Annotated in this window: 23 protein-coding genes and 1 tRNA gene; 11 read left to right on the forward strand and 13 right to left on the reverse strand. The window is 68.7% G+C overall.

The window, feature by feature from the left end; translation table 11 throughout:
* The first annotated feature begins 127 nt into the window (after nt 1-127).
* Complete coding sequence (locus tag BHE97_RS08405; protein WP_087623590.1) at nt 128-805, forward strand: Crp/Fnr family transcriptional regulator; 678 nt, start codon at nt 128-130, stop codon at nt 803-805.
* A 137-nt stretch (nt 806-942) separates the two neighbouring features.
* Here the strand turns inward: BHE97_RS08405 and BHE97_RS08410 are convergent, their stop codons facing one another.
* The 4 genes from BHE97_RS08410 to BHE97_RS08425 all read right to left on the reverse strand — a co-directional run bounded on the left by BHE97_RS08410 (nt 943) and on the right by BHE97_RS08425 (nt 3,211).
* Entirely contained in the window at nt 943-1,716 is a 774-nt protein-coding gene (locus tag BHE97_RS08410) for an MBL fold metallo-hydrolase (RefSeq protein ID WP_087623591.1), read from the reverse strand.
* 67 nt (nt 1,717-1,783) lie between these two features.
* Nucleotides 1,784-2,596: a hypothetical protein gene (locus BHE97_RS08415; protein WP_087623592.1), complete on the reverse strand. Its 813-nt coding sequence runs from the start codon at nt 2,594-2,596 to the stop codon at nt 1,784-1,786.
* Complete coding sequence (locus BHE97_RS08420; protein ID WP_087623593.1) at nt 2,596-3,054, reverse strand: RidA family protein; 459 nt, start codon at nt 3,052-3,054, stop codon at nt 2,596-2,598. Before BHE97_RS08420 ends, BHE97_RS08415 begins: the two co-directional genes overlap by 1 nt.
* 1 nt (nt 3,055) lies before the next feature.
* A complete protein-coding gene (locus tag BHE97_RS08425; protein WP_087623594.1) occupies nt 3,056-3,211 on the reverse strand; it encodes a DUF4177 domain-containing protein in 156 nt (51 codons plus the stop codon).
* An 84-nt stretch (nt 3,212-3,295) separates the two neighbouring features.
* On the opposite strand from BHE97_RS08425, the gene BHE97_RS08430 reads away from it, so the two are divergent.
* Complete coding sequence (locus BHE97_RS08430; protein WP_087623595.1) at nt 3,296-4,270, forward strand: ArsA-related P-loop ATPase; 975 nt, start codon at nt 3,296-3,298, stop codon at nt 4,268-4,270.
* Complete coding sequence (locus BHE97_RS08435; protein ID WP_087623596.1) at nt 4,267-5,454, forward strand: ArsA-related P-loop ATPase; 1,188 nt, start codon at nt 4,267-4,269, stop codon at nt 5,452-5,454. Before BHE97_RS08430 ends, BHE97_RS08435 begins: the two co-directional genes overlap by 4 nt.
* A 16-nt stretch (nt 5,455-5,470) precedes the next feature.
* On the opposite strand, the gene BHE97_RS08440 is transcribed toward BHE97_RS08435, so the two are convergent.
* On the reverse strand, nt 5,471-5,767 hold the full coding sequence (locus tag BHE97_RS08440) for a WhiB family transcriptional regulator (protein WP_087623597.1): 297 nt from the start codon (nt 5,765-5,767) through the stop codon (nt 5,471-5,473).
* A 226-nt stretch (nt 5,768-5,993) separates the two neighbouring features.
* Between BHE97_RS08440 and BHE97_RS08445 the strand changes: the two genes are divergently transcribed.
* A complete protein-coding gene (locus tag BHE97_RS08445; protein WP_170931339.1) occupies nt 5,994-8,165 on the forward strand; it encodes a transglycosylase domain-containing protein in 2,172 nt (723 codons plus the stop codon).
* A gap of 119 nt (nt 8,166-8,284) precedes the next feature.
* Here BHE97_RS08445 and BHE97_RS08450 read toward each other — a convergent pair whose 3' ends face one another.
* From BHE97_RS08450 to BHE97_RS08460, 3 genes are all read right to left on the reverse strand, one after another.
* Nucleotides 8,285-8,746, reverse strand: a complete 462-nt coding sequence (locus tag BHE97_RS08450) for a GatB/YqeY domain-containing protein (RefSeq protein ID WP_087623599.1) — start codon at nt 8,744-8,746, stop codon at nt 8,285-8,287.
* Nucleotides 8,747-8,811: 65 nt separating this feature from the next.
* Complete coding sequence (locus tag BHE97_RS08455; RefSeq protein WP_087623600.1) at nt 8,812-9,531, reverse strand: ABC transporter permease; 720 nt, start codon at nt 9,529-9,531, stop codon at nt 8,812-8,814.
* A complete protein-coding gene (locus BHE97_RS08460) occupies nt 9,528-10,502 on the reverse strand; it encodes an ABC transporter ATP-binding protein (RefSeq protein ID WP_087623601.1) in 975 nt (324 codons plus the stop codon). Before BHE97_RS08460 ends, BHE97_RS08455 begins: the two co-directional genes overlap by 4 nt.
* A 99-nt stretch (nt 10,503-10,601) precedes the next feature.
* On the opposite strand from BHE97_RS08460, the gene BHE97_RS08465 reads away from it, so the two are divergent.
* The 6 genes from BHE97_RS08465 to BHE97_RS08495 all read left to right on the forward strand — a co-directional run bounded on the left by BHE97_RS08465 (nt 10,602) and on the right by BHE97_RS08495 (nt 16,624).
* Nucleotides 10,602-11,786 (forward strand): histidine kinase, encoded by a 1,185-nt coding sequence (locus BHE97_RS08465; protein ID WP_087623602.1) that lies wholly within the window; start codon nt 10,602-10,604, stop codon nt 11,784-11,786.
* Nucleotides 11,783-12,385, forward strand: coding sequence for a response regulator transcription factor (locus BHE97_RS08470; RefSeq protein ID WP_087623603.1), 603 nt, complete (start codon nt 11,783-11,785; stop codon nt 12,383-12,385). The genes BHE97_RS08465 and BHE97_RS08470 overlap by 4 nt, the downstream gene beginning before the upstream one ends.
* A gap of 201 nt (nt 12,386-12,586) precedes the next feature.
* A complete protein-coding gene (locus BHE97_RS08475) occupies nt 12,587-13,495 on the forward strand; it encodes a metallophosphoesterase (protein WP_087623604.1) in 909 nt (302 codons plus the stop codon).
* 32 nt (nt 13,496-13,527) lie between these two features.
* Nucleotides 13,528-13,604: transfer RNA gene (locus BHE97_RS08480), tRNA-Pro, on the forward strand.
* A 414-nt stretch (nt 13,605-14,018) separates the two neighbouring features.
* Nucleotides 14,019-14,681: a hypothetical protein gene (locus tag BHE97_RS08490; RefSeq protein WP_087623606.1), complete on the forward strand. Its 663-nt coding sequence runs from the start codon at nt 14,019-14,021 to the stop codon at nt 14,679-14,681.
* Entirely contained in the window at nt 14,678-16,624 is a 1,947-nt protein-coding gene (locus tag BHE97_RS08495; RefSeq protein ID WP_201791368.1) for an acetoacetate--CoA ligase, read from the forward strand. The genes BHE97_RS08490 and BHE97_RS08495 overlap by 4 nt, the downstream gene beginning before the upstream one ends.
* Before the next feature lie 86 nt (nt 16,625-16,710).
* On the opposite strand, the gene BHE97_RS08500 is transcribed toward BHE97_RS08495, so the two are convergent.
* The 3 genes from BHE97_RS08500 to recR form a co-directional block, all read right to left on the reverse strand.
* On the reverse strand, nt 16,711-17,748 hold the full coding sequence (locus tag BHE97_RS08500; RefSeq protein WP_087623607.1) for an aspartate-semialdehyde dehydrogenase: 1,038 nt from the start codon (nt 17,746-17,748) through the stop codon (nt 16,711-16,713).
* A complete protein-coding gene (locus BHE97_RS08505) occupies nt 17,745-19,040 on the reverse strand; it encodes an aspartate kinase (RefSeq protein ID WP_170931340.1) in 1,296 nt (431 codons plus the stop codon). Before BHE97_RS08505 ends, BHE97_RS08500 begins: the two co-directional genes overlap by 4 nt.
* A gap of 155 nt (nt 19,041-19,195) precedes the next feature.
* A complete protein-coding gene (gene recR, locus BHE97_RS08510; RefSeq protein WP_087623608.1) occupies nt 19,196-19,795 on the reverse strand; it encodes a recombination mediator RecR in 600 nt (199 codons plus the stop codon).
* A 94-nt stretch (nt 19,796-19,889) separates the two neighbouring features.
* Here recR and adhP point away from each other — a divergent pair, with 94 nt between their 5' ends.
* The gene (gene adhP, locus BHE97_RS08515) at nt 19,890-20,921 is read left to right on the forward strand and encodes an alcohol dehydrogenase AdhP (protein WP_236757595.1); all 1,032 of its coding nucleotides are present in this window, start codon (nt 19,890-19,892) and stop codon (nt 20,919-20,921) included.
* 4 nt (nt 20,922-20,925) lie between these two features.
* Here the strand turns inward: adhP and cofC are convergent, their stop codons facing one another.
* A complete protein-coding gene (cofC, locus tag BHE97_RS08520; RefSeq protein ID WP_087623609.1) occupies nt 20,926-21,531 on the reverse strand; it encodes a 2-phospho-L-lactate guanylyltransferase in 606 nt (201 codons plus the stop codon).
* A gap of 130 nt (nt 21,532-21,661) precedes the next feature.
* Entirely contained in the window at nt 21,662-24,157 is a 2,496-nt protein-coding gene (locus tag BHE97_RS08525) for a bifunctional FO biosynthesis protein CofGH (protein WP_087623610.1), read from the reverse strand.
* Nucleotides 24,158-24,162 lie beyond the last annotated feature (5 nt).

Here is a 24,162-nt window from a genome sequence, read left to right on the forward strand (position 1 = left end):
GACGCGCGGAGACTATCGTTCTCCGTTGGAATCGCCGCACGGCGGGCGTTGCGCCGCCCGTCATGTGGTCGAGTGTGAAAAACTGTGACACGGACCCCATTGGGCCGTGACCGAGAAGGAAGAACCAGTGACCGACGACGTACTGCGCCAAGCACCCCTGTTCAACGGACTCGACGATGCCGCGTCGAGCGCCTTGGAGTCCTCGATGGAGTCGTTGTCGCTGAGGCGCGGCGAGATCCTGTTCAACGAAGGCGATGATGGCGACAAGCTCTACGTCGTCGTCGATGGCAAGCTCAAGCTCGGACGCACCTCGCCCGATGGCCGTGAGAACCTGCTCGCGATCCTCGGCCCCGGTCAGATGTTCGGCGAGCTCTCGTTCTTCGATCCCGGCCCACGCTCGGCCACGGCCACCGCGGTCACCGATGTCGAGCTGCGCAGCCTCGGCCACGATGCGCTCGGCCCGGTGCTCAATGATCACGCCGATGTCGCCAAGGCTCTGCTCCACCAGCTCGCCGGGCGTCTGCGCCGTACCAATGAGGTCGTCGGCGATCTGGTCTTCTCCGACGTCCCCGGTCGCGTCTCGAAGGCCCTCCTCGATCTCGCCGATCGCTTCGGTCGTGAGGATGAGGACGGCATCCACGTCAACCACGACCTCACACAGGAGGAGCTGGCGCAGCTCGTCGGCGCCTCACGCGAGACGGTCAACAAGGCTCTCGCCGATTTCGCGTCCCGCGGGTGGGTGCGTCTCGAGCCCCGCAGCGTCGTCATCCTCGATCTCGAGCGTCTGCAGAAGCGCGCCCGCTGATCCCGGCTCCGATCCCGAGGGTGAGCGGTGACGTACGCACCTCTCAACAGCGCTGACACGTGCGCAGCCCACCGCCCGGGACGCTGAGGGGTGCGTAAGTCACCGCCCCGGAGTGGTGGCCCAGCGCTCGGTCCAGGTCAGTCGCGCAGGTAGGCGAGCTGAGCCTCCACGCTGCGCTCCGCGGCGGGCCACAGGACGGGGTCCACGTCGGCGTAGACCCGCTCGACGACCTCGCGTGCCGTCGTGTCGCCCGCGGCGAGCGCCGCACGTACCTGATCGAGCCGTTCCTGGCGGTGCACGATGTAGAAGTCCAGCACCGCTGCGGGATCCTCGATGACCGGACCGTGTCCGGGCAGGATCTGCCGGACGAGCCCCTCCTCGGTCATCTCGCGCAGGCGCGCGAGGGAGTCGAGATACGGCCCGAGCGCGCCGTCGGGCCAGGCCACGACGGTGGTGCCACGGCCGAGGATCGTGTCGCCGCTGAGCAGCGATCCTTCCGCGGGGAGCGCGAGGCACAGCGAATCCATCGTGTGACCGGGGGTGGCCACGGCCTCGATGCGCAGCCCGTCGACCTCGATGACCTCCATGTCGGCGACCGGCTCGGCATCGGAGCAGAACTGCTCGCCGATCGCGCGCGCCGGCGCGCCCGTCAGCTCCCGCATCCGGTCGAAGGCCTCGGTGTGATCGGCGTGATGATGGGTGTAGAGCACCAGCCCGACCTCACCGGCCGCCTCGATCACGACCGCGAGATGGTCCTCATCGGCCGGACCCGGGTCGACGACGACGGATCGCCGCGCACCCGGCTCACGCAGGATCCACGTGTTGGTGCCGTCCAGCGTCATGATCCCGGGATTGTCGGCCCGCACGACCGAGGCCCGCTCGGTCACCCGGGTCTCCCGCGACTCGCTCATGCCGCCACCTGCCAGGAAGAACAGCGATAGACAGGCCCCGGCATGAGATACCCCATCGTTCGCTCGCTCACAGGTGCTCCTGACTCTCGGTCTGCAGGTACATCTCGCCGTCCACCTCGACGATACGCGGCTCGATGGGCGTGACCGTCCGCTGCAAGGACGCGGCGAGGATCTCACCGGCTCGGTGCTCGACCAGCTCGCGGCAGGTGGCCACGGTCGGCGGCAGCATCGCCGCACCCCCGGCATCGACGCGCTCGAGCACCCTCGTCAACGGCGCCCACAGGGAGCGGTCGGCCTCCCCGCTGACACTGTCGATCCGCTGCCCATCGGGCAAGGCCGCCACGAAGAAGCGGGTGTCATAACGTCGCGGCTCGAAGGCCGGGGTGATCCAGTGCGCCCACACTCCGAGCAGATCGGCCCGCAGCACGAGGCGGTCGCGACGCAGGAACTCCGCGAAGCCGAGACGATGGTCCTCCAGGTCCTCGCGAGCCTGGGTCATCTCCGGGATCGTGGTGTCACCGAAGACCGTGTCGGCATCGGGACCCGCGAGCAGGACACCGGTCTCCTCGAAGGTCTCGCGCACGGCGGCGACGACCAGCGCGTGGGCGAGGTCGGGGGCGCAGCCGAGCCGCTCACCGAACTCCTCGGGAGACGGCCCGGTCCAGTCGACGACGCCGAAGTCGTCCTCGTGGACACCGCCACCGGGGAACACGTACATGCCCGCCGCGAAAGCCATCGACGACTGACGACGCATGAGGAACGCCTCTATCCCCTCCGCCCCGTCGCGCACCACGGCGATCGTGGCCGCATCCTTCGCCGGGACCGGGGACGTCGCCCGCTCCGCATACTCCCGTAGGCGCCCCGGCAGCGGGATCAGCATCAGCCCACCTCGACCACGATCTCGACCTCGACCGGCGATCCCAGAGGCAGCACCGCGACTCCGACGGCACTGCGGACATGCTGCCCCGCCTCGCCGAAGGCCTGCCCGATCAGCTCGCTGGCACCGTCGGCGACCTTCGGCTGGTCGGTGAAGGACGGATCACTCGCCACGAACACCACGACCTTGACGACCCGCACCACCTCATCCAGGGCGACCTGCGAGGCGACCGCGGCAATCGCATTCAACGCGCACTGGCGGGCAGCCGAGACCGCCTCCTCCAGCGAGACGCCCGCGCCGACCCTGCCCGTCACGTCGAGCCGGCCGTTCACGAAGGGCAACTGCCCCGAGGTGTACACATAGGCACCCGTGCGCAGCGCCGGGACGTAGTCGGCGACCGGTGCGGCAACGGCGGGCACCGTCAGACCCAGCTCGGCCAGGCGCTCCTCCACCGCGGTCACGTCAGGCCACCGGACGCTTGAAATAGGCGACGAGGTTCTCCGGATTGGGTCCCGGCACGATCTGCACGAGCTCCCATCCGTCCTGGCCGAAATTGTCGAGGATCTGCTTCGTGGCGTGCACGAGCACCGGCGCGGTCAGGTATTCCCACTTGGTCATGTGCCGACTCTAATGGACTGACGGCCCCTCGGGCCGTACACCGGTTCCACAGCACGACGACCTCGGACCGCCTACGCTCGGGACGTGGCTCTCTCGACCCCTCTGCACATCGTGACCGGCAAGGGCGGCACCGGCAAGACCACGGTGGCGGCGGCCCTCGCGATCGCCCTCTCCTCCGACGGAGGCCGGGTGCTGCTCTGCGAGGTCGAAGGACGGCAGCAGATCGCGCAGCTCTTCGATATCCCCCCGCTTCCCTATGAGGAACGCCCGATCGCGGGCACCGGGCGGGGTGGGGGCGAGGTCTATGCGCTGGCGGTCGATGCCGAGGCGGCTCTCCTGGAGTATCTCGCCATGTACTACCGGCTCGGCCGCGCGGGCAAGGCCCTCGATCGCTTCGGAGTGATCGACTTCGCGACCACCATCGCGCCGGGTGTCCGCGACGTGCTGCTGACCGGCAAGGTCTACGAGGCCGCACGCCGGCGGACCGACGGGCCTGAGAGCGACTTCGTGTACGACGCGATCGTCGTGGACGCGCCGCCCACCGGGCGGATCGCCCGCTTCCTGGGGGTCAATGACGATGTCGCCGGACTCGCCAAGGTCGGTCCGGTCAAGAACCAGGCCACGTCGATCATGACGATGCTCCGCTCGGAGCAGACCCGGGTGCATCTGGTGACGGTGCTCGAGGAGATGCCCGTCCAGGAGACCATCGACGGGATCGAGGAGCTCAGCGCCGCGTCCCTTCCGATCGGGCACATCGTCGTCAACATGGTGCGCCCGAGCCTGCTCAGCGAGGAATCGGCCGCGGCGCTCGACGCGGCGACCGTGGACGTCGACGAGGTGGCGGTCTCGCTGGCGCGTGTGAGCCTCCCCTCCGCGGCGGCACAGGACCTGCTCGATGAGGGCACCGCGCACCTCGAGCGCCAGCGCCTGCAAGACGAACAAGATTCCCTCTTGGCGGCGACCGGGCGTGACATCGTGCACCTGCCGCGCCTGGCCGATGGCATCGACCTCGGCGCCCTCTACGACCTCGCCGACGACCTCGAGGAGATGACGCGATGACCAGGCCCGCGCAGACCCGCCCCCGTTCGACCGCGCGGGGCGGTCGACAGGCACGCCGCGGCACGGCCCCCGCACTCGACGTCGACCGGCTCATCGACGACGATCGCACGCGGATCGTGGTCTGCTGCGGCTCCGGGGGTGTCGGCAAGACCACCTCGGCTGCCGCGATCGCCCTGCGGGCCGCCGAACGCGGTCGCCGCGTGTGCGTGCTCACGATCGACCCTGCCCGCCGACTCGCGCAGTCGATGGGACTGACCGAGCTCGACAACACGCCCCGTCCGGTCGACGGCATCGACACGAGTGCCGGCGGTTCCCTCGACGCGATGATGCTCGACATGAAGCGCACCTTCGATGATGTCGTGGAGGCCCACGCGTCGCCGGAGAAGGCGCAGCAGATCCTCCAGAACCCCTTCTACGTGGCGCTCTCGAGCTCCTTCGCCGGCACCCAGGAGTACATGGCGATGGAACGGCTCGGGCAATTGCACGCCGAGGGACGCTGGGATCTCATCGTGGTCGACACGCCACCCTCACGGTCCGCGCTGGACTTCCTCGACGCGCCGGAACGGCTGTCCTCCATGCTGGACGGCCGCTTCATCCGGCTGATGCTCGCCCCGGCCAAGGGACCGGCCCGTTTCCTGACAGCGGGGTTCGGAGTCGTGACGGCGGCGCTCAACAAGGTGATCGGTGCGCAGATCCTCACGGACATGCAGACCTTCATCGCGGCCTTCGACACTCTCTTCGGCGGATTCCGACAGCGTGCCGAGGCCACCTACGCCCTCCTGCAGGCCGAGGAGACCGCTTTCCTGGTGGTCGCGGTGCCCGATGACGCACCGATGCGAGAGGCCGCCTATTTCGTAGAGCGGTTGGAGGCCGATGAGATGCCTCTGGCCGGTCTCGTGGTCAACCGGTGCCACGACGAACGGGCCGCGGGCATCACGGCAGCCGATGCGGAGTCGGCATCGCCCCGGCTCGCGTCGGGCTCGGCGACCGACCAGCTGACCTCGGACCTGCTGGCCGTCCACGCCGACCGTGTCCGTCTCGCGGCACGCGAGGGCCGGGTGCGTCGCCGTTTCGCGGCCGCCCACGGCGATGTCGCGACCGCGGTCGTCCCTGCGCTCTCGGCCGATGTGCACGATCTCGACGGGCTGCGGACGATCGCCGAGCACCTCACCGCGCCACGTTGAGCATCGGACGGTTCGGTCAGCGCGTCGTCTGACGATCGGTGCCGCGCTCAGGCTCCTCCCGCGCGGGCTTCAACACGTCGTGCCAGCGGGTGACGTGGGGCCTACGGCGCAGGAGAGCACGACGCTCCCGTTCGGTCATGCCGCCCCAGACACCCCACTCGATGCGGTGGTCGAGGGCCTCGGCGAGGCACTCGGCCTTGACCTCGCAGGCATTGCACAGCTGCTTGGCGCGGTTCTGCTCCGCACCCTGGACGAAGAGATCGTCCGGGCGGCCGCGGCAGGCGGCCTCCTGGGCCCATTGGGCATTCCACATCGTCGAGCCCTTCCCGAGAAACCGGCCCCCGAGGGAGACCGAAGTGATTCGTCCGCTTCAGCCTAAGGGGAGAGCGCTGTCCAGTTGAGATCCCGGGGGATGGTTCCTCATAGCCCGAATGGGCCATCTTCGATGTTCCATAACGGACGACGCCATCGGCGATCCGATCGACGACCTGCCTCGGCGGTACCGCCGAGACATTGGCCATATCGCTTATCCTCGATGCATGGCATGGCGAGATATCGAGTCGACGATGAAGAAGGCTGCCCAGACACAGCCCAAAGCCGGCTCGACGTCGTCAGCGCTGTTCTCGATCGCGCGGCTCTCGGCCCTCGCCGGGTTGATCGTGGCAGCTGTGGCAGTCCCGGCGGCGACCGCCGCGACCATGACCACGCGCGAGGTCACCAGGGACGTCATGGATCTCCCGCTCACCCTCGAGGATGTCCCCAATCCCCAGACCACCGAACTGTTCGCCTCCAATGGCGACCGGCTGGCGTACTTCTACGAGGAGAACCGCCAGGACATCCCGCTCGATGAGATCGCCCCGGTCATGCAGGACGCGATCATCGCGATCGAGGACTACCGCTTCTATGAGCACGGTGCCCTCGACCTGCAGGGCACACTGCGTGCCCTCGTCAACAATACCGGCGGCGGCTCCACCCAGGGCGGCTCGACGCTGACCCAGCAGCTCGTCAAGCTGACCACGTTGCAGCAGGCCACCACGGCCGAGCAGCGGGCCGCGGCGGTGGAAGCCACCGTCGCGCGCAAGGTGCGAGAGCTCAAGCTGGCGATCAACTTCGAGGAGAAGTACACCAAGGACGAGATCCTCGAGCGCTACCTGAACATCGCCTACTTCGGCAGTGGAGCCTACGGCGTCAACGCGGCCGCGCAGCGGTACTTCTCGGTATCGCCCGCAGAGCTCACGGCCGGTCAGGCAGCGCTGATCGCCGGCCTGGTGCAGAACCCGGTCCAGTTCGATCCGCGGGTCTATCCCGAGCGGGCTCTCCAGCGTCGCAACACCGTCCTTGCGGTTATGGCCCAGCGCGGCAAGATCAGTGCCGAGGAGGCTACGCAGCTGAGCGAGGAACCCCTCGGCCTGAACGAGACGGAGTTCGCCAACGGCTGCTACGGCTCGGTGGCGGCCTTCTCCTGCGACTACATCCAGCGCCTGCTGCTGGAGGAGCCGGCCCTCGGCGACACCCGTGACGAGCGGCTACGGCAGCTCCAGCGCGGTGGCCTGACGATCAAGTCGAATATCGACATCGGCATGCAGAATGCCGCCAATGCGGCCGCGGCCGATCACGTGGACCCCACGGACCAGGCGATCGGAGCGTTGGCGATGATCGAGCCGGGCACCGGCAAGGTCCGCGCCCTCGCCCAGTCTCGGCCGATGGGCGATGACGCCGAGGCCGGCCAGTCCTATCTGAACTACACCGTCCCCAAGCAGTGGGGCGATGCCAACGGCTTCCAGGCGGGCTCGACCTTCAAGATGTTCACGGTGGCCGCCGCCCTGCGCAAGGGCATCCCCGTCAGCAAGAGCTACAACTCGCCGCAGACCATGACGATGCCGGCCGGCAGCTACTTCACCTGCGAGGGCAATGGCGTCGGCCCGTGGCCTCTGGCCAACTCCACCGGCTCGGGCACCTTCAATATGTACACGGCCACCCGCCAGTCGGTGAACACCTACTTCTCGCAGCTCGAACGCGATGCCGGCCTGTGCGAGACCGTGTCGATGGCCGAGGCGATGGGCATCCAGGTTCCCGATCGCGACAAGGTCGGTCCGTTCACGCTCGGCGCGACCGATGTCAGTCCGCTCGATCTCGCCGCCGCCTATGCGGTGCCCGCCTCCGGCGGCATGTACTGCAAGCCGCAGCCGATCGACGAGATCCTCGACCGCCAGGGCAATGTTCTCAAGAAGTACGAGCCCGAGTGCGATCGTGTGCTCACCGATGAGGAGGCCGCGCAGATCAACGACATCCTGCGGGGTGTCCAGGAGCCGGGCGGTTTCGGCCATCAGACCGCCGGCCTCTCGATACCCTCGGCCGCCAAGACCGGTACCACCAACGACACCATGAGCGTGACCTACGCCGGCTACACCCCCGAGCTCGCCACCGCGGCGATCATCGCGGGCGCCAACCAGGCCGGCCAGCCGCACGATCTGCGCGGCATCGTCATCAAGGGACGGGTACCGGGCGGCATCGCGTCGGGCTCCGGCCTCGCCGGACCGATGTGGGGGCAGGCCATGCGGGCGATCCAGGGTCAGCTCGCGCCGGTGGACTTCGCTCCGCCGCCGCGCCGCCAGCCGGCCAACCGGCCGCCGCCCCGGCCCGAGGCGCCGGCACCGCAGCCTGACAACGGCGGGGACAATGGGGGCGATGATGGGGGCGACGACGACTGACGAGATGCGCACGTCCGGCGGCCTCTCCGTTCGTTCCCTTCGTCACGGCCGGATGGACGATGCGTCTCGGTGGTTGTCCCAGCGACCACCGAAGCACATCTTTCGTACCGTCCGGGGTGTCAGCTGGTCAGCTGACGACGCACCTCAGCAGCGACCTGTGCTCCGTCGGCACGTCCCTTGGTCTGCGGCGTCACGACGCCCATGACGCGACCCATCGCCTTCATCCCCTCCCCGGCGGCACCGGTCTGCTCGATCGCGGTGGCGACCAGCTCGCGGAGCTCGTCCTCACCCAGCTGGGCTGGCAGGAAGTCCGCGATCACGGCGGCCTCGTCGCGTTCTTTCTGCGCCAGCTCGGGCCGGTTGCCGTCGTCGAAGGCCTCGGCCGCCTCGCGGCGCTTCTTGCTCTCGGTGGCCAACACGGCGATGACGTCCTCATCGCTCAGCTCACGTGCCTCGGATCCGGCGACCTCGGCATTGGTGATGGCCGTGAGGACCATCCGGATCGTGGACGAACGCAGGGAATCGCGAGCCTTCATGGCCGTGGTGAGCTCCGCGCGCAGGCGGTCCTTGAGAGCTGACATGGCTCCAGTATGACGCGGCGGCCCCGCCCCGGAACCGGGACGGAGCCGCGCACACCCAGGGAGGGTCAGGAACGCGGCTCCCAGCGGAAGAACCGACGCGCCATCTCGGTGCCGACGGCCGTCCAGATCACCAGTCCCGCTGCCGCGGTCAGAGCCGACCCGGGGGTCGGCACGTCGAATGCCAGCCGCGCGAAGGTGACGACCGCACCGCCCGGTGTGAGATCCATCAGCTGGCTGTCCGCGAACGGCGTCGCGAAGACCGAGCCGATGACGAACAGGAAGTAGGGGACCGTCGTCATCTGCGCGGCCGAGGCATTGGGAGTCACCGATGCGGTGCCAAGGCCCATCGCCAGACAGGAGACGATCGACCCGAGTGCCGCCGCCACGATCCACCACGGCTCGACAGGAACCTCGAAGCCGATGATCGCCAGCACCACCACGACCACGATCATCTGTGCCAGGCAGAGCAGGGCCGTCGGCAGTGTGATCCCGGCGAAGATCGCCACATCGCTGCTCTCGCCGGAGCGTAGCCGCTTGAGGTAGAGGTCCTGTCGCCGCGAGACCGCCGTCAGCGTGACGGTCATGTAGACCGTCATGCTGGAGAAGATCGCCACCATGATCGAGGTCAGGCCCGCGGCCGCCATCGGCCCCTCGGCGTCCTGGATGAGATAGAGCGCGGTCAGCGCCAACGGGAAGAGCGTGGCACTGAACAATACCGTCTTGTTGCGGGCGATCAGTTTCCACTCGGTCCGCGCGATCACCTTGGTCTGCCGTGCGGTACTCATACGAGCTCCTCCTGCTTCTGCTGGCCGGCGGCGATCTGTGCGAACACATCGCTCAACGACGCCTGACTGACGGTGATGTTCTCGAGACGGTGCCCCTGGGAGTCGGCCCAGCCCAGCAGTCGCCCGAGCGCCTGTTGCGCATCGGTGACATCCAGGACGACCCCGTCACCGGCTACCGTCTCCAACCGTTGCGGTCCGACGACGGTGCGCAAGGCACGGTCGATGTCGGCGCTCGACAGCTCCGCGGGTCGCCGGAAGGAGATCTGCGTCGGTCGGTCGTGGACCAGCTCGGCGAGGGTGCCCTCGACGGCGATGCGGCCGGCGTGCATGATCGCGATGCGATCGGCGAGACGCTCGGCCTCCTCGAGATAGTGCGTGGTCAGGACGATCGTCGTCCCCGATCCGCGCAACGTCTCGATGAGGTCCCAGGTGCGACGTCGCGACTCCGGATCGAGGCCGGTCGTCGGCTCGTCCAGGAAGACCAGATCGGGCCGCGTGATGGTCGCCAGCACCAGGTCGAGACGGCGCTTCTGACCACCGGAGAGCTGCACCACGCGCGTATCGGTCCGATCGGCCAGGTCGAGGCGCTCCATCGCCTCGACCGCCGTGTCGGGACGCCGGCCCCTCTCCCCCAGGGGCGAGGAGGACAGTGCGAGCCACATGTCGACCGTCTCGGCGACGGTCAGCTCCCCGGCGAAACCGCTCTCCTGCAGCATGATCCCCACACGCGGGCGCACCCGCGGCCGTTCAGTGTAGGGATCGTGTCCGAGGACGCTGAGCGTGCCGCCGTCGGCACGACGATGTCCTTCCAGGGTCTCCATCGTGGTGGTCTTGCCGGCGCCGTTGGTGCCGAGCAGGGCGAACATCTCGCCGGAACGGATCTCCAAGTCGATCCCCCGTACAGCTTCGAAGTCGCCATACGCGCAGCGCAGATCGTGTGCCTGGATCGCGAAGTCGGGTGTCGTGGTCATGTCTCCACCCTCTGCGGTCCGGGCAGCGCGCAGTAGTGTGCGGCCGTCACGGCTTCCGATGACATATGTCACCGTCGATCTGCACTACCGTTGAGGGCGATGACCGAGCCGCTGACCGTCTCCGACGACCTGGACCGACCACCCCGCCGCGACAGCTTCCAGCAGACGTGGCGGTACAACTACTGGTCACTGTGGATCTATCTCGTCTTCGGCTCCTTCGGGGCCGTGGCCAATGCCCTCGGGCTGGCTCCGTTCGGCACCCTACGCCGCGTTGTGGTCCTCGCCCTCATCGCGGCCATCATCGGCTGGGCCGGGTGGTGGGCGCGACGGCTCATCGTCGGGCGCGGCCGCGGGGTCATTCCACGGGCAGCCTTCATCGGCGTCATCGCGCTGTCGATACCTTTCGTGATCCTCAGCGGCTGGGACCCGGCGGCACCGATCGGCTATCTCCTGGTCCCCTGGGCCGCTGCCACCGTGCTCGGCCTGGACTTCGGCCGCTCGCGCTACCTCATGTGGCTCGTCGCATGGGCCGTGGCGCTCGCCGCGCTCCGGTTCGGTGTCTTCGTGGTCAGCGGTGGTGACCTCGGTGACTACCTGCCCGATGACTTCGCCGCGTGGTACCTCCTGGGATTCTTCTGCTTGTTCCTGCCGGCGGCGGCATGGGTGCAGATGTGGGTGTGGGAGCTGACCATCGGCGTCCGTGATGCGGGGGTGACCAAGGCCGAGCTCGCCCGGGTCCGCGAACGACTGCGCTTCGCCGCCGATCTCCACGACATCCAGGGCCACCACCTGCAGGTCCTCGCGCTGAAGACCGAGCTCGCCGAGCGTCTCATCGACCGCGACCCCGAGGAGGCCCGCCGCGCCATCCACGAGGCCCAGCAGATCGCGCGGACAGCCTTGGAGGAGACGCGCACGCTGGCGCACGGATATCGGCAGGTGTCGCTGCGCGACGAGATCGTCAACGCGGCCTCGGTGCTGGAGGCGGCGGGGGCGATCGTGGAGGTCGATATACCCGACGACCTGGATGACCCCCTGCTCGCGACGGCCCTGCGCGAGGCGACGACCAATATCCTGCGGCACAGCCAGGCCGGACGGGTCCACATCACCGGCTCGGTCGGTCCGCCGACTTTGCGAGTCGTCAACGACGGGGTCGGCACGGTCGCCGCTGGCCGCGGATCCGGTCTGGCGTCCCTCGCTGAGCGCCTCGCCGCCGCGGGTGGCGATCTGCGCACCGAGCACGCCGAGGACCGATTCGAGTTCGTCGCGATCGGCCGCGGCTCATGATCCGGCTCGTCGTCGCCGATGACGAGGAGATGATCCGCACCGCGATCGTGTCCCTGCTGGCGATGGAAGAGGATCTCGATCTCGTGGCGCAGACCGACAACGGCGCCGATGCCATCGCCCTGGCGCGCACCCACCACCCGGACGTGGTGCTGCTCGATCTGGAGATGCCTCCGACGGACGGTATCGAGGCGGCCCGGCAGATCCTCGGCTCGGTGGACACGCACATCGTGCTGATGACGCGGCACGCGCGACCCGGCGTTTTGCGGAGGGCGATGGCGGCCGGCATCACCGGCTTCGTGCCGAAGTCGACCCCCGTCGAGCAGCTGGCCGTCGTCGTGCGCGATATCGCGGCCGGTCGCCGCTATGTCGATCCCGATCTCGCGGCACAGGCCCTCAACAGCGAGGCGTGTCCGCTGACCGATCGCGAGCTGGATGCCCTGCGGCTCACCCGTACCCACCTGCCGGTCCAGCAGATCGCCGCGACCCTCCATCTGGCGGAGGGCACCGTGCGCAACTATCTGTCGTCGGCGATGGCCAAGACCGGGACCGACTCTCGTCACGCCGCTGCCGACATCGCCTGGCAGCACGGCTGGATCTGAGCCGACCCCTCCCGTTCCGCCACCGTCCGTCCGCCGTCCGCCGTCCGTCCGCCACCGTCCGCCGAGTGGTGCAATTTCGCCCCCGATCGCCGGATTCCGGGACGAAATTGCATCACTCGCGGTCAGATGTGCGCCACTCGCGACCTTCTCGCCTCGCATCGGCGAGCCGTCTCCCGTGCACGGCCTCAGTAAGCTGATCGGGTGCCGTCCGCCCGTGCCCTCGCCCTCGCCGCGCCCTTCGTCGTCGGTGCCGCGACGCTCGCCTACGGCGCACTGTATGAGGTCCGGGCGTTCACGCTGCGGCGATTCACGGTGCCGGTCCTCGAGCCGGGGTCCCGCCCCTTGCGCCTCCTGCATCTGTCCGATGCGCACATGCTCCCCGGTCAGCATCGCAAGGCCGAGTGGTTGCGCGGCCTCGCCGCCCTCGAGCCCGATCTCGTCGTCAACACCGGCGACAACATCGCCCACCTCGATGCCGCGCCCGCCGTGCTCGACGCCTACGGCGAACTGCTCGACCTGCCCGGTGTGTTCGTCTTCGGCTCGAACGACTACTTCTCCCCTCGACGGAAGAGCCCCCTCGCCTACCTGCGCGGAGGGAGCGGAACCCAGGCCGGAGGCGACTGGGAACGCCCCCGGGACATGCCCTTCGAGGAGCTCCGTTCCGCCTTCACGAGTCGCGGCTGGCTCGATCTGTCGAATCGTCACGACCATCTCACGGTCGACGGTCGGCGGCTCGCCTTCGTCGGGGTCGACGATCCCCATCTGGAGTACGACGAGCTCGACGATCTTCCCGCCGACCCCTCCGCCGATCTGGCCATCGGCGTCGCCCATGCGCCGTACCTGCGCGTCCTGGACCGCTGGAACCGTTCGGGCTACCCGCTGATCCTCGCCGGCCACACCCACGGCGGCCAGCTGTGCCTGCCGGGCTGGGGGGCGCTGGTCACCAACTGCGATCTCGACACCCGTCGCGCCAAAGGCCTCCACCAGCACCAGACACCCGGCCACGATGCCTCGTGGATGCACGTCTCCGCCGGCCTCGGCACCTCGCCGTACGCCCCGATCCGCGTCGCGTGCCGACCCGAGGCGACGCTCTTGACCCTCACTGGGTAGACTCGATGAGGTTCGAGCAATCGAATCGGCCACGGGGTGTGGCGCAGCTTGGTAGCGCGCGTCGTTCGGGACGACGAGGCCGCAGGTTCAAATCCTGTCACCCCGACCATGTGTGATGTCGTAGGACACTGGAAGAGCCTGAACCCACGGAACGTGGGTTCGGGCTCTTTTTCTGTCGTGGCGGGAGTCGCCGCTGGTGTCGACGATGAGCTCGCGGACCGAGTCCGCTGGCAGTGGCGTTGCCGATGCCGATGTGGTGGAGTCATCCGGCGACGCGGAGGGTGACGACGCCGCTGGTATCGATGCGGTCGTGGCGGATTCAGGTGTGGGTCTGGGTGTCGCGGTTGCCCGCGGGGAGCGCTTTGGGGAGTGCGTCGTAACGCGCGCCAGGGATCGCTCGGTGTGGGAGTGATCGATGGGGGCGGTGGTGGCTGTAGCGCTCGATGGACTCGTCGAATAGCGTCTGGAGCCCTGCCCGCGCGACAAGCGGACGTCCGCTGGCGTGATGTGCGACACTGCTGCTATGGCCGAGAGGGACGACGCGCCCCGCGTGAAGAAGGTCGTCATCCGTCGTGTCACCCGCGAGCAGCCCAACGCGCAGAAGCCCGCACCAGAGCAGACCCGTACCCTCACGCGCCCTCGCATTCCACGCCGCGACCGCGAGGAACGATACCCACGGCCGCCGCGTGTTCCCTTCCGTCAACGCGGCGCGGCGATCGCCCGTCGGGGTATGGCGGGCACCCGGCTCGGACTCGACCTGCTGATCGGCGAAATCCGTGCGCTGCGCTGGCCGGCCTGGCCGCCGGATGTCACGGCCGCGGTCACCGGAGCGGCCGCCGGCCTCCTCCTGGCAGTGCTGGGCACCGTCACCACGTGGGGTGTCTCCGGTGTTCGCGGCGTCGCCGGCGGAGCGGGTGGCACCGGCCTCCTGCTCGTCGTCCTGCTGCTCATCCTCGTCGTGGTCGTCAGCGCGCTCTTCCTGCGGTCGGTCGGCTTCCGGCGGCCGTGGACCGTGCCGGCGCTCGGCATGATCGCGGTCCTGACACTCGTCCTCGCCTTCTTCCTCGGGCCGGTCGGCTCCGCGTGGGCCCTCCTGCTCCTCCCGCTTCTCGGCGCCGGGTGTTTCGCCGCCGCCGACCGGGTCCTATCCCTCGCCGCCGACGCACCCGGAGATGATGCCGAGTGACCGCGCCCGTGCTCTGGCAGCCGCCATTGGATGGATCGAGCCGACTGGAGGACTTCCAGCGCTGGCTGCGGGAGAATGGCATCGTCGACACCGGTGACTACGAGTCGCTATGGCGCTGGTCCACCACCGACCTCGACGGCTTCTGGTCGGCGGTGTGGCGGTACCTGGAGATCCCCTCCGACGGAGACCCCACCACGGCCCTCGCAGACGAGGCGATGCCCGGCGCCCGGTGGTTCCCGGATGTCGCCGTGAACTACGCCGAGGCGATGCTGCGGTTGCCCGGCCGAGCCGACGACGAGGTGGTGGTCGTCGCCCGCTCGCAGTCACGCGGGGACATCGCGCTCACCGCCGCCGAGCTCCGCGATCAGGTGGCCCGTGCCCGGGCGGGACTCCTTCGTGCAGGTGTGCGACGTGGTGATCGCGTGGCGGCCTACGCGCCCAATATCCCCGAGACCCTGGTGCTGCTGCTGGCCGCCGCGAGCATCGGCGCGATCTTCTCCTCCTGCGCGCCCGAGTTCGGTACCCAGAGCGTCATTGACCGCTGGCAGCAGACCGAGCCGGTGGCCATGCTCGCCGTGGACGGCTATCAGTACGGCGCCAAGTCCATCGAACGTCGCGCCGAGGTCGAGACCATCCGCGAGGCCCTGCCGAGCATCCGCACGACCATCTGGCTGCCGTATCTCGACGCCGCGGCCGCGTCCCCTGACCAGTCCGTCAGCTGGGCAGAGTTCACCGCCGAGCCCGGATCACTGGAGTTCGAGCGGCTGCCCTTCGACGCACCGTTGTACGTCCTGTTCTCCTCGGGCACCACCGGCCTGCCGAAACCCATCGTGCACGGACATGGCGGCATCACCGTCGAGCACCTCAAGGCGCTGGCGCTGCAGAACGACCTCGGCCCGGATGACCGCTTCTTCTGGTTCTCCACGACCGGGTGGATGATGTGGAATCTCCTCGTCTCAGGATTGGGGGCCGGGGCGACGATCGTCATGTTCGACGGTAATCCGGGCGCACCCGATCTCGGAGAGCTCTGGCGCATGGCCGACGATCTCGGAGTCACCTATTTCGGCACCAGTGCGCCCTATCTGCTCGAATGCCGCAAACAGGGGCTCCACCCGGCGCGCGACCACGATCTGTCTGCGCTGCGGACGATCGGGTCGACCGGCGCGCCGCTGCCCGCGGAGGGGTTCTGGTGGGCGCACGAGGAATTCGGGTCCGAGGTCCAGGTGTGCTCGTTGTCGGGCGGCACGGACACGTGTGCGGCCTTCGTCGGCTCTGCGCCCACCGTGCCGGTCTACGCCGGCGAGATCTCGTGCCGTTGTCTCGGGGCGGCGGTCGAGGCCTACGACGAGGACGCCCGGCCGGTGGTCGGACAGCTCGGCGAGCTCGTCATCACCCGGCCGATGCCCTCCTTCCCCGTCGGCTTCTGGGGTGATGACGACGGGTCGCGGTATCGCGCCGCCTATTTCGAGGACATCCCGGGCGTGTGGCGCCACGGCGATTGGATCTCGATCACCGACTACGGCAGCAGCGTCATCACCGGTCGCAGCGATGCCACGCTGAACCGCGGCGGCGTACGGCTCGGCACCTCGGAGTTCTATGTCGTCGTCGAGTCGCTGCCCGAGATCGCCGACAGCCTCGTGGTGCACCTCGAGGACGATGAGGGCGGCGCCGGACGGCTCCTGCTCTTCGTGACCCTCACGGAGGGCGCGACCTTGGACGACGACCTCCGCGCGCGGATCGGCGATGAACTGCGCAGTCGGCTCTCACCGCGACATGTGCCCGACGAGATCCATCAGGTCCGGGGCACGCCGCGCACCCTGTCGGGCAAGAAGCTCGAGGTGCCGGTCAAGAGGATCCTGCGTGGCACACCGATCGGCGACGCCGCCGCCAAGGGGGCCCTGCAGAACCCCGAGGTCCTCGACGACTACTCCGCCTTCACCTGACCCGACCGGAACCCGTTGAGTGTGACGTTTGGACGGCAAAACCTACGTTTCTACCGTCCAAACGTCACACTCAACGGGTTCCAGGGTCAGACGAGGAGTTCGGCGATCTGGATGGTGTTGAGAGCGGCGCCTTTGCGGAGATTGTCACCGGCCACGAAGAGCACGAGACCGCGCTGCCCGGGGGCCGACCGATCCTGACGGATACGGCCGACGAGGCTCTCGTCGCGGCCGGCGGCCTCCAACGGGGTCGGCACATCGGTGAGCGTGACACCGGGGGCCGCGGCCAGGATCTCCTCGGCCCGCTCCGGCGTGATGTCCCGCGAGAACTCGGCATTGATCGACAGCGAGTGGCCCGTGAAGACCGGTACCCGCACGCAAGTGCCGGAGACCAGCAGCTCGGGGATGCCGAGGATCTTGCGACTCTCGTTGCGGAGCTTCTGCTCCTCGTCGGTCTCATTCGAGCCGTCATCGACGACCGAGCCCGCCATCGGCAGCACATTGAAGGCGATCGGCGCGACGTACTTGACCGGATCCGGGAAGGCGACCGCACGGCCGTCGTGGGTCAGCGCATCGGCCTTCTCGACCACGGCGAGGGCCTGACCGTGCAGCTCCTCGACACCGGCGAGCCCCGAGCCCGAGACCGCCTGATAGCTGCTGACGACGAGACGCTCCAGACCAGCCTCCTCGTGCAAGGGCTTGAGGACGGGCATCGCGGCCATCGTCGTGCAGTTCGGATTGGCAATGATGCCTCGACCACCGGGGCCGTCGGCCGAGGGGATGTCGCCGGGATTGACCTCACTGACGACCAACGGGATCGAGGGGTCCTTGCGCCAGGCCGAGCTGTTGTCGATCACGGTCACGCCGGCCCCCGCGAAGCGCGGAGCCTGCACCTTGCTCATCGTGGCGCCGGCGGAGAACAACGCGATATCGAGTCCGGACGGATCAGCGGTGGCCGCGTCCTCGACGACGATCTCACCGCCCTTCCACGGCAGGGTGGATCCGGCGGAACGGCTGGACGCGAAGAAGCGCACCTCATCGGCCGGGAAGTCGCGATCCTCCAGCAGCTGGCGCATGACGGCGCCGACCTGCCCGGTCGCGCCGACGACTCCGATCGAGAGGCTCATCGTCCCGTCCCTCCGTACACGACGGCCTCGACCTCGCCGGTCCCGAGCCCGAAGGCCTCGTGAGCGGCGCGAACGGCCGTGTCGACATGGGTCTCCGATACCGTCACCGAGATGCGGATCTCCGAGGTGGAGATCATCGCGATGTTGACTCCCGCGGCCGCGAGAGCCTCGAAAAAGGTGGCCGTGATGCCTGGCTGCGAACGCATGCCGGCGCCGATGATCGATACCTTGCCGACGCTGTCGTCGTACAACAGCCGCTCGAAGCCGACCTGATCCTTCAGCCGCGCCAGCGCCGTCATGGCCGTCTGGCCGTCGGCCCGCGGCAGCGTGAAGGAGATATCGGTCAGCGCGGTGGCCGAGGCCGACACGTTCTGCACGATCATGTCGATATTGATCTCGGCGTCGCCGAGGGCGCGCAGGATCGCCGCGGCCTCACCCGGGCGGTCCGGGACGCCGACCACGGTGATCTTGGCCTCGCTGCGATCGTGCGCGACGCCGGAGATGATGGCCTGCTCCATGTCGGAGTCACCTTCCTGCTCGAGGTGCCGCGCGACCTGGTCGGCGGCGACGACCCACGTGCCCGTCTTCTCCGAGAAGGAGGAGCGCACGTGGATGGGCATGTCATTGCGGCGGGCGTACTCGACGCACCGTAGGTGGAGGATCTTGGCGCCATTGGCGGCCATCTCGAGGGTCTCCTCATAGGAGATGGCCGGGATGCGGTGCGCGCGGGGCTCGATCCGCGGGTCGGCCGTGAAGATGCCGTCGACATCGGTGTAGATCTCGCAGACATCGGCTTTGAGGGCCGCAGCCAATGCGACCGCCGTGGTATCCGAGCCACCACGACCGAGCGTGGTGATGTCCTTGGTGGTCTGCGAGACGCCCTGGAAGCCCGCCACGATCACGACCGCACCTTCATCGAGGGCATTCTGCAGACGACCGGGGGTGACGTCGATGATCTTGGCGCGGCCGTGCGAGTCGTCGGTGATGACTCCGGCCTGCGAGCCGGTGAAGGAGCGCGCCTCCTGACCGAGATTGCCGATGGCCATCGCAAGCAGGGCCATCGAGATGCGCTCGCCGGCGGTGAGCAGCATGTCGAGCTCACGGGCGGGAGGGATCGGCGAGACCTCGTTGGCGAGGTCGATCAGCTCATCGGTGGAGTCGCCCATAGCCGAGACCACGACGACGACATCGTGGCCGGCCTTCTTGGCCGCCACGATTCTTCCGGCGACTCGCTTGATGCTCGTGGCGTCGGCCACGGACGAGCCGCCGTACTTCTGCACGACAATGCCCACGGAGGTTCCTTCGGATCGTTGAGGAAACTGAACGCCACGCTGCGCCGCCCCTAGTCTACGCATCCGCGCTGCGGGCGTGATATCCGTCCCAGCCCGCAAGGGCTCAGCTGCCGACCCACATGAGGTCCTGGACGCCTCAGCCGGAGAGAAGAGGTTCAGCTCCCAATCGAGGTCCGGTGCTCGAAGGCGCGGCCGAGGGTCACCTCGTCGGCGTATTCGAGGTCGCCGCCGACCGGCAGCCCGCTCGCGAGCTTGGTGACCCGCAGTCCCAGCGGCATGAGCATCCGCATGAGATAGGTTGCCGTCGCCTCGCCCTCGAGATTGGGATCGGTGGCGATGATGACCTCGGTGACGGCACCGTCCTGCAACCGCCCCAGCAGCTCCTTGATACGCAGCTGATCGGGCCCGACCCCCGCGAGGGGGCTGATCGCACCGCCCAGCACGTGATAGCGCCCACGGAACTCGCGGGTGCGCTCGATCGCGATGACATCCTTGCTCTCCTCGACCACGCACAGGATGGCAGGATCGCGGCGGGTGTCGGCGCAGATGCGGCACTCCGTCTCCACGGTGACGTTGAAGCAGATCGCGCAGAAGTGCACGCGGGTCTTGGCGTCCACGAGGGTGGCGGCAAGCCTCTTGACGTCTTCGGGGTCGGCATCGAGAAGGTGGAAGGCGATGCGCTGAGCGCTCTTGGGACCGATGCCCGGCAACTGGCCGAGCTCTTCGATGAGGTCCTGGATCACGCTCTCGTACACTCCACCAGCCTAGTCGGCTACTCAGGCGATATCAGTAGCGACGCCGGTGACCCCCTGGGCGGCGTACCGTCGAAGCACGATCGAAGGAGTCACTATGAGCATTCCCCGCACCATGCGCGCAGCCGTCAGCAGCGAGGCCGGGGCACCGCTGACGATCGACGAGGTGGAGGTCCCCACCCCCGGACCGCGTGAAGCACTCGTCCGCGTGCTCACCACCGGCGTGTGCCATACCGATCTCCACGCCGTCGAGGGCGACTGGCCTGTCCCGCCCAAGCGTCCGCTGGTGCCCGGGCACGAGGGCTTCGGCGAGGTGGTCGCCCTCGGCGACGAGGTCACCGAGCTCACCATCGGCGATCGCGTCGGCAATGCGTGGCTGTGGTCGGCCTGCGGTCGCTGCGAGTACTGCCGCAAGGGCTGGGAGACCCTCTGCGAGCAGCAGGAGAACGGGGGCTACTCCGTCGATGGGTCCTTCGCCGAGTACATGCTCGTCGACGAGAGATACGCCGCGAGGATCCCCGACGGCGTCGATCCCGTGGAGGTCGCCCCGATCCTCTGCGCCGGGGTGACCGTCTACAAGGCCCTCAAGGAGACCGAGGTGGCACCCGGCGAGTGGGTCGTGATCTCCGGTATCGGCGGTCTCGGCCACGTCGCCGTGCAGTACGCCATCGCCATGGGCATGCGCGTCGTCGCGGTCGACATCGATGACGAGAAACTCGATCTCGCCCGCCGCCACGGAGCCGAGTTCGTCATCAACGCCCGAGATACCGACCCCGGGCAGGCCGTACAGGAGGAGATCGGCGGGGCTCACGGCGTGCTCGTCACCGCGGTCCACCCCTCCGCCTTCGGCCAGGCGGCGGCCATGTCGCGGCGCGGCGGCACGATCGTCTTCGTGGGACTACCGCCCGGTGACTTCCCGGCGGACATCTTCGACACCGTGCTCCGGGGGCTGACGATCCGCGGCTCGATCGTCGGCACCCGCCAGGACATGGTGGAGGCGCTGGAGTTCTTCGCCGCCGGCAAGGTCCGCCCCACGGTGCACACGCGACGGCTCGAGGAGATCAATGAGATCTTCGCGGAGATGAAGGACGGTCACATCGACGGCAGGATCGTTCTGGAGCTCGCCTGAGGCGTCACGAGGCGATCAGACGGCCGATCTCCTGGGTCGGCCCCTGACGGGCGACGCGCTCCAGGTCGGCGAGGGTGTCGACATCATCGCGCAGGCCAGGCCAGTCCCCGGTGATCTCGACGAGGCCGAGCAAGCGGTGCGCATCGGCCGACCCCGGACCGTAGGAGGCCGCCAGCTCGGCCGGCGATGACGACGTGAGCAGGGTGGTGCCCTCTCCGCTGCGGTCGGGCATGAAGGCACGCCGATGGCCGCTCGCTGCGTCGAGGGCCGCGCCCAGGGTGGCCGCGGTGAGAGCGGGAAGGTCGGCGGGGATCACGGCGATCGGGTACTCCGCACGATGCGCGGCAGCCCACGACCGGCCCCGGTCGACCGCCGCGGCCATGGTCCCCGGGTCGGCGAGTCCGATATCCGCGGCCGGGTGAGCGATGCCCACGACGACGACGGTCTCCACCGCCGGAATCCGCCTCAGCTCGCCGAGGACATGGTCGGTGAACCGGCGCGCGAGGCGCGCACGTCGGTCCGGTTCCAGCGCGAGCCGGGACTTGGCCCGGTCGAAGGGCTTGACCGGCACGATCACGGTCCATCGCGGTCCCGCCACGTTGCGGGTCATCGGACGGCTCCCTGCGGTGGCGGTACGTGGACAACCGTATCGGCGACCGATGGGATTGACGGTGTACCGCGGACGCGACCGAGAGGTTGATGGTCTACCGCCCGCTGTTGGGGGGCCCTCGATAGGTCGGTCATGCCGGCACCGGGGTGTAGAGGGTGGTGCGCTGTCGAGCGGGTCGGCCGGCGAGGGCGGCCATCTGCTCGAGTTCGGCGACAGACTTGCGTGAACCGTTGGTCGAGCCGGCCATGCGGCTGATGGTCTCCTCCATCAGCGTGCCGCCGAGGTCGTTAACGCCTCCGTCGAGCACCTGAGCGCACAAGGGTGGGCCGAGTTTGACCCAGGAGCACTGGATATTGTCGACGAGACCGTGCAGCAGGATGCGAGACATGGCGTGCACCGCCCGGTTGTCGCGCGTCGTGGGTCCCGGCCGGGCGACCCCGGCGAGGTAGATGGGGCTCGACTGGTGCACGAAGGGCAGCGGCACGAATTCGGTGAATCCGCCCGTCCTGCGCTGAATATCGGCGATGAGACGCAGGTGCGCCACCCAATGGTGTGGCTGGTCGACGTGTCCGTACATCATCGTGGCGGTGGTCGGCAGGCCCAACTCGTGTGCGGTGGTGACGACCTCGATCCACTGGGCGGTGGGGAGCTTGCCCTTGGTGAGGATCCAGCGCACGTCGTCGTCGAGGATCTCCGCGGCGGTGCCGGGCAGCGAGTCGACCCCGGCCTCGCGGATCGAGACGAGGAACTCGGCGACGGACAGGCCGGTGCGCGCGACCCCGTTCATGATCTCCATCGGACTGAAGGCGTGCAGATGCAGCGACGGCGCGGCGTCCTTGATGGCACGGGCGATCTGCTCGTAGGCGGTCGCGGGCATCGCCGGGTCGATCCCGCCCTGCACGCACACCTCGGTGGCACCGACGTCCACCGCCAGGGCGGCGCGCGTCGCGACCTCATCGAGAGAGAGCGTGTAGGCGTCCGCATCAGACGCACGCTGCGCGAAAGCGCAGAACCGGCAGCCGGTGTAACAGACATTGGTGAAGTTGATGTTCCGGTTGACGACATAGGTGACGTCGTCCCCCACCGCCTCGCGCCTCAGCTCGTCGGCGAGCGAGCACACGGCGTCGAGTGCGGGCCCTTCGGCCGTCATCAGCGCGAGCGCCTGCTCGGCGCTGAGCCCCGCGGGGTCGGCCTCGGCCGCCCGCAGCGCCGCGGCCATCTCGGCCGAGCCGAGATGCTCGCCGGCGAGGGCGGGAGCCGAACGCACCTGCTCGCGCAGCGCGGCCCAGTCCCCGTAGACCTCGTCGAAGTCCCCCCGCCGGTCAGCAGTGCGGCCCGTGGTGTCGATCGTGGTGTGCAGGTCCGTGCGCCCGGTGTCGGTCCAGCCGCCGTCCGGCTCCTGCCACGGTCGCCCGATCACCTGCGCCGCGGGATCGGCGAGGCCGTCGGGTGCGGTGAGCGCGTCGACATGGCCGCGCAACCGCGGATCGAGCCATGGCTCGCGCAGATAGGGCGGGTGGATCGTCAGCCGCTCGCGTAGCGCGAAGCCCTCGGACTCGCACAGCTCGGTGAGCCGGTCGAGCTGGGGCCAGGGCCGTTCGGGGTTGACGTGATCGGGGGTCAGGGGGCTGATGCCGCCGAAGTCGTCGATACCGGCGTCCAGCAGCGAACGGCACTCATCGAGCTCCACGAGATTCGGGGGCGCCTGCAATCGCACCGACGGACCGAGCACGACCCGGCACGTGGCGATCGCCGCCAGATACTCCTCCACACCGAGGTCATCGGCATGTCGCATCGCGGTGTCCGGCTTGGCGCGGAAGTTCTGGACGATGACCTCCTGGATCGCACCATGCTCGCGGCTGATCCGGCGCAGCTCCATGACGCTCTCGGCCCGCTCGGTCTCGTCCTCGCCGATCCCGATCAGCAGACCGGTCGTGAACGGCACCGCCAGACGGCCGGCGTCCTCCAGGACTCGCACCCGCACAGCCGGATCCTTGTCCGGACTCTTGTAATGCGGTTGTCCCTTCTCCGTCAGTCGGGTGCTGGTGGTCTCCAGCATCATGCCCATCGAGGGCGCCACCGGCTTGAGCCGGGCCAACTCGGCCCAGCTCATCACCCCGGGATTGAGATGGGGCAGGAGACCGGTCTCCTCCAATACGAGGATCGCCATCGCCCGCACGTACTCGAGGGTGGACTCGTATCCCGCCTCCTCGAGCCACCGCCGCGCCTCGGGCCACCGGTCCTCGGGTCGGTCACCGAGCGTGAACAGCGCCTCCTTGCACCCCATCGCGGCACCCCGCCGCGCGATCTCGAGTACCTCATCGGGTGAGAGGAAGAGCGACTCACCCTTCGCCGCGAGGACTGCCGGTGACTCGACGAACGTGCAGTAGTGGCAACGGTCCCGGCAGAGCTTGGTCAGCGGGATGAAGACTTTGCGCGAGTAGGTGACCACCTGGGATCGGCCAGCCTCGGCCAACCCCGCATCACGCACGCGGCGGGCAGCGACCATCAAACGCTCCAGGTCCGCACCACGCGCGGCGAACAGGGCCGCGATCTCATCGCGACTCAGGGTCTTGGCCGCCTCAGCCCGGGCTACAGCCCGGGAGACTTCTCGCTCGGTCACCATCACGC

Origin of the sequence: Aeromicrobium sp. PE09-221 (genome assembly GCF_002174305.1) — a bacterium.
GTDB lineage: Bacteria > Actinomycetota > Actinomycetes > Propionibacteriales > Nocardioidaceae > Aeromicrobium.